This window comes from Bradyrhizobium sp. USDA 3650 (genome assembly GCF_054057395.1).
Genome location: NZ_JBSRZG010000001.1, coordinates 6,653,810 through 6,666,897, shown reverse-complemented (window position 1 = coordinate 6,666,897; position 13,088 = coordinate 6,653,810). Strand labels below are relative to the sequence as shown.

The 13,088-nt window shown below is 64.0% G+C and carries 8 protein-coding genes and 2 pseudogenes; 7 read left to right on the top strand and 3 right to left on the bottom strand.

Annotated elements, in window-relative coordinates; genetic code table 11:
• The first annotated feature begins 295 nt into the window (after positions 1 to 295).
• The 7 genes and pseudogenes from ACVIN2_RS31285 (at position 296) to ACVIN2_RS31255 (ending at position 10,363) form a co-directional block, all read left to right on the top strand.
• A pseudogene (locus ACVIN2_RS31285) lies at positions 296 to 1,538 on the top strand (ABC transporter substrate-binding protein).
• A 101-nt stretch (positions 1,539 to 1,639) separates the two neighbouring features.
• A complete protein-coding gene (locus ACVIN2_RS31280) occupies positions 1,640 to 2,515 on the top strand; it encodes a branched-chain amino acid ABC transporter permease (protein WP_247358895.1) in 876 nt (291 codons plus the stop codon).
• A gap of 1 nt (position 2,516) precedes the next feature.
• Positions 2,517 to 3,443 carry a branched-chain amino acid ABC transporter permease gene (locus ACVIN2_RS31275; protein ID WP_219683503.1) on the top strand — a complete coding sequence of 309 codons (927 nt, stop codon included), beginning with the start codon at positions 2,517 to 2,519 and terminating at the stop codon, positions 3,441 to 3,443.
• The gene (locus ACVIN2_RS31270; protein ID WP_456768533.1) at positions 3,443 to 4,924 is read left to right on the top strand and encodes an ATP-binding cassette domain-containing protein; all 1,482 of its coding nucleotides are present in this window, start codon (positions 3,443 to 3,445) and stop codon (positions 4,922 to 4,924) included. The genes ACVIN2_RS31275 and ACVIN2_RS31270 overlap by 1 nt, the downstream gene beginning before the upstream one ends.
• A 41-nt stretch (positions 4,925 to 4,965) precedes the next feature.
• The gene (locus ACVIN2_RS31265) at positions 4,966 to 6,207 is read left to right on the top strand and encodes an ABC transporter substrate-binding protein (RefSeq protein ID WP_456768532.1); all 1,242 of its coding nucleotides are present in this window, start codon (positions 4,966 to 4,968) and stop codon (positions 6,205 to 6,207) included.
• A 173-nt stretch (positions 6,208 to 6,380) separates the two neighbouring features.
• Positions 6,381 to 8,897 (top strand): excinuclease ABC subunit UvrA, encoded by a 2,517-nt coding sequence (gene uvrA / locus ACVIN2_RS31260; protein WP_456768531.1) that lies wholly within the window; start codon positions 6,381 to 6,383, stop codon positions 8,895 to 8,897.
• Between the two features lie 155 nt (positions 8,898 to 9,052).
• Positions 9,053 to 10,363 (top strand): ABC transporter substrate-binding protein, encoded by a 1,311-nt coding sequence (locus tag ACVIN2_RS31255; RefSeq protein WP_456768530.1) that lies wholly within the window; start codon positions 9,053 to 9,055, stop codon positions 10,361 to 10,363.
• Positions 10,364 to 10,553: 190 nt separating this feature from the next.
• Here ACVIN2_RS31255 and ACVIN2_RS31250 read toward each other — a convergent pair.
• The 3 genes and pseudogenes from ACVIN2_RS31250 to ACVIN2_RS31240 all read right to left on the bottom strand — a co-directional run bounded on the left by ACVIN2_RS31250 (position 10,554) and on the right by ACVIN2_RS31240 (position 13,033).
• Positions 10,554 to 11,724 (bottom strand): annotated as a pseudogene (locus tag ACVIN2_RS31250) (Gfo/Idh/MocA family protein).
• A 49-nt stretch (positions 11,725 to 11,773) separates the two neighbouring features.
• Positions 11,774 to 12,085 (bottom strand): septal ring lytic transglycosylase RlpA family protein, encoded by a 312-nt coding sequence (locus tag ACVIN2_RS31245; RefSeq protein ID WP_456768529.1) that lies wholly within the window; start codon positions 12,083 to 12,085, stop codon positions 11,774 to 11,776.
• A gap of 102 nt (positions 12,086 to 12,187) precedes the next feature.
• Positions 12,188 to 13,033 carry a CmcJ/NvfI family oxidoreductase gene (locus ACVIN2_RS31240; protein ID WP_456768528.1) on the bottom strand — a complete coding sequence of 282 codons (846 nt, stop codon included), beginning with the start codon at positions 13,031 to 13,033 and terminating at the stop codon, positions 12,188 to 12,190.
• Between the last annotated feature and the right edge of the window lie 55 nt (positions 13,034 to 13,088).

Here is a 13,088-nt window from a genome sequence, read left to right as displayed (position 1 = left end):
CCCGGCTCGCGCCGCTCGATCCATCGCTGCTGCGAGCGCGCTGAGCCGACGCGACGGCATCGCATTCATCGATCGCGTTGCTGTGCGCCCGCGATAGCTGCGCATGCCTACCAACGAAATCTGCATGCCTACGCGTGAAACGGGTCCGACGGCTTTCCTGCCCGCTATTTGCGCAGCGCTAGACTTTAGTCCGTGCCTCACAATCCTGGACGCGGTTTCACTTGCCGAGAATGTCTCCGCCGGTATAGTCGCGACATAATGGCGCATAAGAGGCCTGTTGAAGGGAGAGAACAAGATGAAGAAACCGCTCTCTGTTGCGTTGCGAATAGCACTCGGTACCGCCGCGGCCGCTGTGTTGATGACGTCAGGCGCGGCACTTGCAGCCGATCCTATCAAGATCGGTGTGATCGCGGAAGCGCAGGCGATTGCCGGCGCCTCCATCCCTCAGGCGGCACAGCTCGCCGCCGACGAGATCAACGCCAATGGCGGCGTCGACGGCCGCAAGATCGAGATCGTCTCTTACGACAATCACTCGTCCTCGGCAGATTCAGTGCGCGCTTTCCAGCGCGCGGTGAACGAGGACAAGGTCAACGCGGTCATCGCCAGTTACATCAGCGAGGTCGTGCTGGCACTGGAGCCCTGGGCCTCGCGGCTGAAGACGCCGTTCGTCACGCCCGGTGCAGCTTCCAACGAGATCAGCAAGAGCGTGCATGCCGACTACGAGAAGAACAAATACACCTTCCACGGCTATCTGACTTCCGCCGCGCTGGCGCTCTCGGTCTGCGACGGCGCCAAGGACCTGCTGGTCGACAAGATGCACATGAAGACCGCCGTCATCATGAGCGAGGACGCCGCCTGGACCAAGCCGCTCGACGTCGGCTACGAGGAATGCCTGCCCAAGATCGGGCTGAAGGTGCTCGACCACATCCGCTTCTCGCCTGATACCACCGACTTCACGCCGATCTTCAACAAGATCGAGGGCGCCAAGCCCGACGTGATCATCACCGGCATCTCCCATGTCGGCGTGCAGCCGACGGTGCAGTGGAAGAACCAGCAGGTGCCGATCCCGATGTTCGGCATCGCCTCGCAGGCCACCAACGAGACTTTTGGCAAAGACACCAATCAGGCCGGCCGAGGGCGTGCTCTACCAGGGCGTCTCCGGCCCAGGCGTCGCGGTGACGCCGAAATCGGTGCCGTTCGCCGAAGCCTTCAAGAAGAAGTTCGGCAATTATCCCTCCTATGCCGGCTACACCGCCTATGACGAGGTCTACTACATCGCCGACGCGGTGAAGCGCGCGGGCTCGACCGACGCCGACAAGCTGGTCGCCGCGCTCGAGACGACCGATTGGGAAGGCACGATCGGCCGCGTCCAGTTCTACGGCAAGGACGATCCGTTCACGCACTCGATCAAATACGGCAAGGGCCTGATCACCGGGCTGATGCTGCAATGGCAGGGCGGCAAGCAGAGCGCGGTCTGGCCCAAGGAAGTCGCGAAGGTCGACATCAAGTTCCCGAGCTTCATCAAGCTCTCGAACTAGCAGGACACGCTCCCGGGACCAGCTCCCGGGAGCTTCCACATGCGACCCCCGCACGTTGCCCCAGCAACATCGTCTCTCATCAATCAGATTGCCAATTCTAGATGCGTGCTTTCCAGATTCTGATCGATGGCTTTGCCATCAGCGCTCTCTATGCTCTCGGTGCCACCGGCTTCACGCTGATCTTCGGCGTGTCCGGCGTCCTCAACCTCTCCCACGGGGCCATCATGGTGGCGGCAGCGGTGGCGGCCTGGGCCGCCGCCAGCATCCTGAATGTCGGCACCTATGCCGGCGCACTGATCGGCGTCGGCGTCGCCCTCCTCACATCCTTTGCCACCTATTTCGCGGTGGTGAAGCCGATCCAGGACTCCCGGCGCATTCCCAATGAAGAGAAGGAGATCTTCGTCCTCACCGGCACGCTGCTGTGGGGGATCATGATCCAGGAGGTGATCGCTTATTTCTTCACCAACAACGCCAAGACCGTGCTGCCGATCGTCGAGGGCGTCGTCGAGATTCTCGGCGTACGCACGCCCCGGAACGAGATCTTTACCGCGATCGTGTGCTGCTTCGTCATCGCGCTGTTGTGGCTCCTGGTGAACCGCACCCGCACCGGCAAGGCGGTGCTGGCGGCCTCGATGAACCCGCGCGGCGTCACCCTGCTCGGCCTCGAGCTCACCAACATCTACGTCGTGGTATGGGCGATCTACGGCATCCTCGCCGGCATCGCCGGCGTGCTGCTCGGAATGTTCCTCGGCGTCAGCTCCTACAGCGTCGGACCGCTGACCGCGAGCGCGTTCTCCATCGTCGTGCTCGGCGGCCTCGGCAGCGTCTCCGGCTCGCTGATCGCGGCCTTTGTGGTCGGCTATCTCGAAACACTCACGGCCTATCTGGTCTCGCCGGCCTACCGCACCATTCCGGCGCTGCTGCTGCTCGTGTTCGTAATGTACATCCGGCCCCAGGGCCTTCTGGGGAGGCGCTGAGATGGCCAGCTTCTTTACGACACGCCTGTTCTTCATCTCGCTCGCGCTCGTCGTCATCGCGGCGACGCTGCCGCTCTACGTCTCCGGCTACGTGCTCGGGCTTCTCACCGTCGCTTTCTATTTCGGCGTGTTCGCGATGGCCTGGGACCTGCTGTTCGGCTTCGCCGGCGAGGTCAATTTCGGGCCGACCTTCCTGATCGGCGTTGGCGCCTACACCGCCGGCATTCTGAATGCCCAGTTCGGCTGGTCGGTTTACGCTTGCATCGTGCTCGGCGCGCTCGCCTCCGTCATCGCGGGCCTCGTGCTGGCGCTGCCGGCGCTTCGGGTGCGCGGACCGTATTTCGGCCTGACCACGCTGGTCGCCGTGCTGATGCTGCAGAATTTCATCGTGGTGTTTGCCGACCTGACCGGCGGCGAGATCGGCCTGACCATTCCCGACGTCATCTCCATCAACGCCGGTGTCAATTACTGGATCGCGCTCGGCTTCATGACGATCTCGGCGGCCATTCTTTACGGCCTGTCGCAATCGCCTGTTGGCCTGGTGCTGCAAGCCAGCGGCCAGGACCCGGTCCAGGCCGGCGCGCTCGGCTTCAACATCGTCAAGCACAAGCTCGCCGCCTTCATCGTCAGCGCGTTCTTCTCAGGGTTGTCAGGCGCGCTGCTGGTGTTCTATTTCGGCACCGCCTCGGTCGGCACCGTCGTCGACGTCGCGGTCGGCGTCAACGTGATCGTCTCAGCCGTGCTCGGCGGCCGGCGCACCGTGCTTGGCGCGGCACTCGGCGCGATCTTCCTGATCGTCGCCGGCGAGTTCCTGCGCCCGACCGGCGAGCTTGCGACCTTCATCGTCTCCGCGGTCGCGCTCCTCGTCGTGCTGTTCTTCCCCGGCGGCTTCCTCGGAGCGGCCCTCTCGCGTGAGGCGCGCTCGTGATGGATATGCGAAGTTCAAACAGGGCCGTGCTCGAAGTCCGCGGCCTGACCAAGCGCTTCGGCGGATTGACGGCGGTGAAGAACCTCGGCTTCGAGGTCAATAGCGGCGAGATTTTTGGCCTGATCGGGCCGAACGGCTCGGGCAAGTCGACCGCGATGAAGAGCGTGATGGGCATCGAGCGCCCGACATCAGGCGAGGTGATCTTCGAGGGCGAGGACGTCGCCGGCCTTCCGGCGCACAAGATCGCGCGCAAAGGCTTCGGCATGGTGTTCCAGCATTCGCGGCCGCTGAACCGGCAGACCGTGCTGGAGAACATCATGGTCGCGCTGCTGCCGGACAGCCTCTTCATGCTGTTTCCGGACAAGGCGCTGGTCGAGCGAGCCAAATGGATCGCCGACCGCGTCGGGCTCGGCAACGTGATGAACCGCCGCCCGCCGACGCTGCCCTTCGCCGACCTGCGCCGGCTCGAGCTGGCCAAGGCGATCGCGCGCGACCCCAAGGTGGTGCTGGTGGACGAGCCCTTTGCCGGGCTGACGCGGGCCGAGGTCGAAATCTTCTCCGACCTGATCCGCAGTTTTCGCGACGAGGGACGCGCGGTGATGCTGGTCGACCACAACGTCAAGAGCGTCGCGGCACTGGTCGACCGCGTGCTCGCGATGTATCTCGGCGAGGAGATCGTCACCGGCAAGGCCGAGGACGTCATGAAGAACGAGACGGTGCGGCGGGTCTATCTCGGCGGCGCCATCGAGACCCATGCGCGGCCCGAGACCAGCTTCAAGGACAAGGTGCCGCTGCTCCAGGTCGAAAATGTCAGCGTGTTCTACGGCAAGGCGCAGGCGCTGGAGAACGTCTCGATCCACGTCCACGAGGGCGAATTCGTCTCGATCGTCGGCCTCAACGGCGCCGGCAAGACCACGTTGTTCAACACCATCTCCGGCTTCCTGCCTTATAGCGGCGAGATCGTGCGCAACGGCGAGAAGCTGCGCGGCACGAGCCCAGCGAAAATCGCCCGCAGCGGCCTCGTGCAGTGTCCGGAATCGCGCGAGCTGTTCGGCGAGATGAGCGTGCGGGAAAACCTCGATCTCGGCGGGCAACATCTCGCCGACGACAAGCGCGCGGCACAGCTCGCCTGGCTGTTCGAGCTGTTCCCGATCCTGAAAGAGCGCCAGGGCCAGATGGCCCAAACGCTCTCCGGCGGCGAGCAGCAGATGCTTGCGATCGGCCGCGCGCTGATGATGCAGCCGCAGATCCTGATCCTGGACGAGCCGACGCTGGGCCTCGCCCCCGTCATCCTCGAACTGCTGTCCAAGGCCCTAACGAGGCTGCGGCAGACGACATCGATCACGGTGCTGCTCGGCGAGCAGAACGTGACCTTCGCGCTGCCGCATGCCGACCGCGTCTATGTGCTCGAACATGCGAGGATCGTCTGGGAGGGCGATCCCGGCCGCTTCGCCGCGGAGGCAGGCGCCGATTTTCTCTAGTTCGCGCATACCGACAAAAAAACAAGCAAAGGGAAACGACCATGCGACCATCGACGAATTTAAGCGGCAGCTTTCTCCTCGCCTCCGCGCTGGCGCTGTGCCTTGCCGCTCCCGCCTACGCCCAGTCGAACGACCCGATCAAGATCGGCGTCATCGCCGAAGTGCAGTCGATCGCAGGTGCCGCGACGCCCGGCGGCGCGCAGATTGCCGCCGACGAGATCAACGCCAAGGGTGGCATTCTCGGCCGCAAGATCGAGATCGTGACCTACGACAACAAGAGCTCATCGGCCGACTCGGTGCGCGCGTTCCAGCGCGCGGTGAGCGAGGACAAGGTCTCCGCCGTGATCGCGAGCTATATCAGCGAAGTCGTCCTCGCGCTCGAGCCCTGGGCGGCGCGGCTGAAGATGCCGCTGATCACGCCGGGTGCCGCCTCGAACGAGATCACCAAGGCGATCCACAACGACTACGAGAAGAACAAGTACACCTTCCACGGCTATCTGACCTCGGCCGCGCAAGCGCAGCTCGTCTGCGACGCCGCCAAGGATCTCCTGGTCGACAAGCTCAAGTTCAAGACGGTCGCGATCATGAGCGAGGACGCCGCCTGGACCAAGCCGCTCGACGTCGGCTACGAGGCCTGTCTTCCGAAAGCGGGCCTCAAGGTGGTCGAGCACGTGCGGTTCTCGCCTGATACCACCGACTTCACGCCGATCTTCAACAATATCGAGGCCAAGAAGCCGGACGTGATCGTCACCGGCATCTCGCATGTCGGCGTGCAGCCGACGGTGCAGTGGAAGAACCAGCAGGTGCCGGTCCCGATGTTCGGCATCAGCGCCCAGGCGCTGAGCCCGAGCTTCTGGAAGGACACCAATGGCGCCGCGGACGGCGTGCCGTCGCTGGCGGTCGCGACGCCTGACGTCGCCGTGACCTCCAAGACGAAACCGTTCGCGGCCGCCTTCAAGGCCAAGTTCGGCTCGCCGCCGGCCTATACCGGCTACACCGCCTATGACGAGGTCTACTTCATCACGGAGGCGATCAAGCGCGCGGGCTCGACCGATCCCGACAAGATGGTCACTGAACTCGAAAAGACCGACTACGAGGGCACGATCGGCCGCATCCAGTTCTACGGCAAGGACGACGAGTTCACCCACGGCATCAAGTCGGGTCCGACGACCGTATCCGGTCTGGTCTTCCAGTGGCAGGATTCCAAGCAGGTCGTGGTCTGGCCCGAGAAGATCGCGGAGGGCAAGCTGAAGTTTCCGAGCTTCGTGAAGCTGTCGCAGTAACACGCCGGGCTTGGGCACCGGGCTCGGTGCCGAGCGCCCCATCGCCTTTGCAAGGCCCGTCGCTCCAACCGCGACGGGCCTTTGTTTTGTGCAGAACGCCACGGGTACGCTGTCACTCGTGGACCCATCCTGCGATCCTGCCGTTAACCCCCATGCGCGGCCGGAGCAGCCAGATGGACGACCGACCAAGACGACCCGATGGCCTGATGCAGGACGACGGCTTCGTTCGCGTGCGCGGCGCGCGTGAGCACAATCTCAGGAACGTCGACGTCAGCATTCCGCGCAATGCCCTCGTCGTGTTCACCGGCGTGTCGGGCTCCGGAAAGTCCTCGCTCGCCTTTGGGACGATCTACGCCGAGGCGCAACGGCGATATCTGGAATCGGTGTCGCCTTACGCGCGGCGCCTCTTCCACCAGATGCAGATCCCTGAGGTCGACGACATCGAAGGCCTGCCGCCCGCCGTAGCGCTCCAGCAGCAGCGCGGCGCGCCGACGACGCGGTCGTCCGTCGGCAGCGTGACAACCATCTCGAACCTGCTCAGGATGCTCTATTCCCGTGCCGGCGATTACCCGCGCGGACAAAAGATGCTCTATGCGGAGTCGTTCTCGCCGAACACGCCGGAAGGCGCCTGCCCAACCTGCCACGGTATCGGCCGGATGCTCGACGTCACCGAAAAGTCGATGGTGCCCGACGACACTCTCACCATTCGCGAGCGCGCCGTCGCGGCCTGGCCGAGTGCCTGGCAGGGACAGAACCTCCGGGACATCCTGACGACGCTGGGTTACAACGTGGACAAGCCCTGGCGTGAGCTGCCCAGGAAGGACCGCGACTGGATCCTGTTCACGGAGGAGCAGCCGACCGTTCCGGTTTATGCCGGTTACACTGCGGCAGAAGTCAAACGAGCCCTGCGCCGCAAGGAGGAGCCGAGCTATCAAGGCACGTTCACCGGCGCCAAGCGCTACGTGATGCAGACCTATGCCAAGTCCGAGAGTGCGATGATGAAGCGCCGCGTCGCGCAATTCATGATCACCCAGGACTGCCCGACCTGCCACGGCACGCGATTGAAGCCCGAGGCGCTCAAGGTCAAATTCGCCGGTCTTGATATCGCCGAGATGTCTCATCTGCCGCTCAAGAAGCTGCAGGAAGTGATGAAGCCATTCGCAAAGGCTTCGACGGATAACGCATCGGAGAAGACCATCGTCGCCAAGCGGATCTGCGAGGACCTGTCTGCGCGACTGGCCGTCCTGCTCGACCTCGGCCTCGGCTATCTCGCTTGCGAGCGCAGTACGCCGACGCTGTCGCCGGGCGAGTTGCAGCGGCTGCGTCTTGCGACACAGGTCCGCTCCAATCTGTTCGGCGTCGTCTACGTGCTCGACGAACCGTCGGCGGGCCTGCATCCCGCCGACACCGAGGCGCTGCTGCGAGCGCTGGACCGGCTCAAGCATGCGGGCAATTCGATCTTCGTGGTCGAACACGAGATCGAGGTAATCAGGCATGCCGACTGGCTGGTCGACGTCGGACCGGATGCCGGCGAAGGCGGGGGACTCATTCTCTATAGTGGACCGCCCGCAGGGCTCGGTCAGGTCGCGCAATCCCGAACTGCCCATTATCTCGCGCATCCACGAAAGCCGCTGCCGACGGTCCGCCGCGAGCCGAAGGCGCATCTGAAAGTCCGGGGTGTGACCCGCAACAATCTACGCGGCCTCGACGTAGATATCCCGCTCGGGGTTCTCGCCAGCGTGACCGGCGTGTCGGGCTCCGGCAAATCGAGCCTGATCAGCCAATTCCTCGTCGATGCCGTGGCAGAGCATCTCGGCCATGCACGGGCCACGGAAGCGGACGACGACAGCCTGGCAGCACCCGCGGTCGAGACATTGGGTGGCAAGATCGTCGCCGGCCTCGATCAGGTCGATCGCCTCGTGGTGGTCGATCAGAAGCCGATCGGCCGCACGCCGCGATCCAACCTTGCGACCTATACCGGTCTGTTCGACTACGTCCGGAAGCTGTTCGCCGCGACGCCGCAGGCAAAGTCCCGCCGCTACGATGCCGGGCGCTTCTCTTTCAATGTCGCGAAAGGCCGATGCAGCACTTGCGAAGGTGAGGGATTTGTTTGCGTCGAGCTGCTGTTCCTACCCAGCGTCTACGCACCCTGCCCGACCTGCAAGGGCGCGCGCTACAACGACAAGACGCTGGAGGTGAAGATCCGCGGAAAATCCATCGCGGATGTGCTGGCCATGCGCGTCGACGAGGCCTTCGAATTCTTCCGCGAAGATCCAACTCTCAACCGGTCGCTCTCGGTCGTCCGCGAGGTCGGACTCGGCTATATCCGCCTCGGTCAATCCGCCACCGAATTGTCGGGCGGCGAAGCCCAGCGCATCAAGCTTGCGACCGAGCTGATGCGGCCGCAACGCGGTCACACGCTCTATGTCCTGGACGAGCCGACCACCGGTCTTCATCCCAAGGATGTCGAGCGGCTGATCGCCCAGCTCGAACGCATCGTGGACGCCGGCAACAGCGTGGTCGTGGTCGAGCACGACATGGATGTCGTCTCTCACAGCGACTGGATCATCGACCTCGGTCCCGGCGCCGGCGACGAAGGCGGCCGCATTGTTGCGTCAGGGACACCGCGCGAGGTGGCCAAGGCCGGCGGGAAGACCGCAGGCTATCTCGCCCGTCGCTTGAAACAATAGCGCGGGTCTCGTCGCCGCCCATTTCGCAATTGCGTTCTGCGCTGCGGAGCCAGACCCCGACTTTCGCCATGTTGACTTCCCGCCGCCCCGCTCCCCATACTTCGAAAAAAGAATAACAAGACCAAATCATAAGACGATTTTTGAGGGAGGATAGGATGCCGACTTCACGCAGGCAGCTGCTGAAGAGCTCGGCGGCTGCCGCCGCCGCACTCAGCCTTGATTGGACACGCGCCCAGGCGCAAGCCGAGAATTTACGCATCGGCCTGATCTACGACCTCACCGGTCCGTTCGCCGCCGGCGGCTCGGTCGCCTCCTCGGTCGGCGCACAGATCGCGATCGACCTCGTCAACGAAAAGGGCGGCATCGGCGGCAAGACCAAGATCGTGCCGGTCGCGGCGGACTCGCAGAGCAAGGCGGACGTGGCGATCAACGAGGCCGAGCGGCTGATCAGCCAGGAAAAGATCGACATCATCAACGGCGTCTATTCCAGCGCGCATGCGGTGCCGATGGCGGCGAAGGTCGAGCAGCAGAAGAAGATCCTCTGGATCACGACCGCAGTCTCGACCGCCGTGTTCAAGGACAAGAACCTGCAATACGTGTTTCGCGCGCAGATCCATTCCGACCAGTACGGCCAGGCCTTCGCGGGCTTCGTCGCCGAGCACGCGCAGGGCAAGCTCGGCATGGACCCGAAGAACGTCAAGGTTGCGCTGATCCACGAGGACGGCCCTTATGGCGTCGGCGTCGCCGCGGCCGACGAGGCCTATGCCAAGCAGGCGGGCATCCAGGTGGTGATGCGCGAAGGCTATTCGGCGTCCGCGCCCGATCTCTCGGTGCTCGTGACCAAGCTCAAGCGCGCCAAGGTCGATGTGATCTCGCATGCCGGCTACAACCCCGACATCACCCTGTTCCTGCGTCAGGCCCGCGAGAGCGGCCTGCGTTTCAAGATGCTGTTCGGCGCGGGCGCCGGCTACAGCCAGCTCGACAAGCTGCGCGCGACCTTCGGCCCCGACATCGACAATTTCTGCAATATCGATCCGGTGCCGGCGCAACTGCTCGATGCCGCCAAGCTTGCGCCTGGAATCGGCGACCTGACCAAGACCATGGTTTCGCGCTACCAGGCCAAGACCAGCGCCACCGACGTGCCGCCGCACTGCTCGATGGGATTCAATCAGACCTGGATCCTGCTCAACAACGTGCTGCCGGTCGCCAAGGAGAAGTACGGCAGCTTCGAGCCCGAGGCCATTCGTAAGGCCGCGCTCGACGTCGACATTCCCGCCGGCGGCACCATCCAGGGCTATGGCGTGAAATTCTTCCCGCCGGGCACGCCGCTCTCCGGCCAGAACGAGCGCTCGACCCCGGTCGTGATGCAGAATGCCGGCGAGCACATCTCAGTGGTATGGCCGACGAACATCAGGACGCAAGACCCGGTGTTTCCGCTGCCGAAGGGATCGACCTACGGGACGTAGGCGCCGCAAGGGGACTGCGCTCCCTCGCCCCGCTCTTCGCGGGGAGAGGGTGGGGTGAGGGGCTGCCTCCCCGGGGACGGTGACAGTTGGACTCGCGGAGAGCCCCCCTCACCCGGATTGCATCTTCGATGCAATCCGGCCTCTCCCCGCAAGCGGGGCGAGGTGACATCGCGGCGCTGCCGACGACTCCCTACAACACCACACGCCGTCCCTCCTCCGCCGCCCAATAGCCTGCGTAGTTCACCTTGATCGTCTCATACGCCAGCGCGAGGTCCGACAGCGGCTGCCGTCCCGTCGCGGCGCATTCCATGAAGTCCTGGATCTCCTGGAGATAGCCGCGCGTCCACTCCTCTTCGAGGCAGACATATTGCCAGCCGGTTTTGCGGTCGACCTTCTCGGTGATGTAGACGGAGGCGAGCTTCTCCTCTGAGGTCTGGTAGCTCATCAGATGATTGTTCGGCGTGATGTTGGCGAACAGCGAGCCGCCTGACGTGTAGGTCTCGATCAGATTGCGCACGCCGCCCATGATCATGTCGCCGGAGAATACGGTGGCCTTGGTGCCGTCCGAAAACGTCGCGGTCAGCGTGCCCCAATCCTCGACGTCAACAGGATTTGCCTTGATGTAGGTGCGCTCCTCCGGCTTGAGGACGGCGGTGACGTTGCCGACATCGCCGGTCACGCTGGCAACGCGGATGGTCTCGCCGCGCGCCTTGGCCTCGACCTGCTTGAGATACAGCACGGCGGAAAGCGGATGGCAGCCCATCCGCGATCAACGAGCCGCCGCCGGTCATCGCCCATTGCGCGGCATGGGCCGCGTGCGAGCCGGAATGGCTCTCCTCGCCCTTCATGAACAGGATCTTGTCCTTGGTCGCTCTGAGAATCTCGGCGGTCTTGGTCACCGCCGGTGCGTAGATCCAGTCCTCGGCATACATGAAGAGCTTTCCTGTGCGCTCGATCGCGGCACGCGTGGCGTCCATCTCCTCCAGCACGCGCTCATACATCAGCGCCTTCGGCACATGCTTGCCGATCGGCTGCCGGTCGCCGGCGCGGCCGAAATAGCCGGCGAACGGCTTTTCGCAGATCACATGCTTGCCGGCCTGCATGGCGGCGACGATCATCCCCGCATGCAGATTGGGCGGCGTGCAGATGTCGATGACATCGAGCTCGCGGTCAGCAATCAGCTCGGCGAAGTTGCGATAGACCCGTGGGATTTGGTGGCGGCCGGCGAATTCGACGACGTGGTCGCCGCGCGCAGCGACCGCCGCGACCTCGACATCCACGCCATAGACACGCCGGAACGCATACATATGCAGCTCCGACACGAAGCCGCAGCCGACGAGTCCCACTCTGATCCTGGCCATAGCGCCCCCTGACCCATGCTTTGGGCAGCACTATAGCGCGCTGGCAGGTCTATTCCACCGAGACCCGTACGACGCCGGCGCTCATCATGCCCAGCGCCTTGGCGGCCGGCACCGAGAGATCGACGATCCGGCCGCGGATGAAGGGGCCGCGATCGTTGACCCGGCATTGAATCGAGCGGCTACCATAGGACACCCTCAGCACGCTTCCGAAGGGGCGCGTCCGGTGCGCGCAGGTCAGCTCGCCTTTTCCGGCTTTTCCGTATCCGTAATAGGAGGCAAGCCCGCTTTCGGCCTGGGCAAAGGAAACTGCAGAAAGCGAAAAAGTGGCAAGGCAAGATAATAGCGTGGACTGCGCTCGCACGGCACCGCTCCGGGTTGGCCCTGCCCCGCGCAGCAACGTTTGTTGGTTCCCGCGGGTTCCTCAGCCGCCCCCGGACGCGCCCGGCGGTGCCATCACAGTTTGTTACTGTTTGTGGAACACGAGCGTCCGAACCTCGATGCTTTCGCGCGGCGCAGCATCGGCCGGCGTAGTCGGATCGACGAACGCGGTGTGCGGCCCGAAGCGGGTGCGGCCATCGGTTGCAGAATCGTAGCACTTGAGCAGCAGTGCTTCGTCGGGCGTCATCTCCGGGAAATAAAACCAGCGATGGTTTGGATTGTATTTCACAGAGTAGGTTTCGCCGCGGCGGTTGGGATAGATCAGGTCGGAGGCGACGAGATCGTCGGGCGCGATCGTCGTGCCGTCGGCCATCGCCAGCGGCGAATCTCGCAACGGGCCGCGGATCGGCCGCCACAAATTGATCACCTGGACACGGCCCTTGAGCAGTTCCTCCGCCTCATTGGGCAGATGCTCGCGCACACGGTTGGCGCCTGAGACGGCGGTCTGGTCGACGTGGACGCGCGTTGCCGGCTGACGCGGGCCGCCGTCGCGGATATCCGCGGCGCCCTCGACACGCCGGCGCACGGTATGGTCGAAGATGACGACGCGGTCGGCTTTCAGCGTTGCGCGCAGGAAGGCCTCCACGGCGGGATAGTAGACCGCCCTCACCTCGTCGTCGTTGCTGAAGTCCTTCACCCGGGTTGGATGCCGCACCAGCGCAAAGCCTTCGCGGTCGAGCGAGAAATTTTGTGCGATCAGTCGCCCGTCGAAGATCGGGACCTGATGCGGCTCCGGCAACGACGTGCTCTTGGGCTCGCCAGGCGGCGGATCGAAGGCATAGGTGTGCGGCTTGCCGGAAACCGGCGCGAGATAGTTGAGTTCGGCGGTGACGAAGGGAAGCGATTCGATTTTTGTTTCTTGCAGGCCCATGGCCGGTCTCCCGATGTGGTCGTCTGTATGATTTTTGCCGGGATGGGGCGTGCTG